Annotated in this window: 1 protein-coding gene; it reads left to right on the top strand. The window is 61.7% G+C overall.

Going from position 1 to position 637, the window contains the following annotated elements; genetic code table 11:
* Positions 1 to 637, top strand: a 637-nt coding sequence (locus tag WS46_RS20725; RefSeq protein ID WP_059691590.1) for a Mu-like prophage major head subunit gpT family protein, incomplete at both ends; no start/stop codon positions are given.

The raw sequence follows: 637 nt of genomic DNA, 5'->3' as shown, positions 1-637 counted from the left end.
TGGCATCGCACGACTTCTCGATCAAGAACAAGCCGTTCGAGAACACCGTCGGCGTCGATCGCGAGGCAATCGAAGACGACACCTACGGCGTCTACAAGCCGGTAATGGCCCAGATGGGCCTGGACGCAAAACAGCATCCCGACGAGCTGGTATTCGGTCTGCTCAAGCAAGGCACGACGAAGACCTGCTACGACGGCCAGTACTTCTTCGACACCGATCACCCAGTGTTGCAGGAAAACGGCCAGGTCGGCTCTGTCTCGAACTTCAAGGCGGGCGCAGGCCCGACCTGGTATCTGCTCGACATGACGCGTGTCGTCAAGCCGATCATCCTGCAACAGCGCAAGCCGTACACGTTCGTGCCGATGGATCAGGAAACCGACGAAGTCGTGTTCTCGGCGAAGACGTATCGCTACGGCGTCGATGCGCGGTGCAACGTGGGCTTCGCGCTCTGGCAGCTCGCGTATGCATCTCAGGATCCGTTGAACGAGGACAGCTACCAGGCCGCGCGCGAAGCGATGACCGGCATGAAGGGCGACAACGGTCGCCCGCTCGGCATCCGTCCGTCGCTCCTGGTCGTGCCGCCGATGTACGAAGGTGCGGGCCGGAAGATTCTCCACGCCGATGCGAACGCCGCTGG

The organism is Burkholderia sp. RF4-BP95, from assembly GCF_001521985.1.
GTDB classification, from domain to species: Bacteria; Pseudomonadota; Gammaproteobacteria; order Burkholderiales; family Burkholderiaceae; genus Burkholderia; species Burkholderia diffusa.
This window is presented reverse-complemented; position numbering and strand designations above follow the sequence as displayed.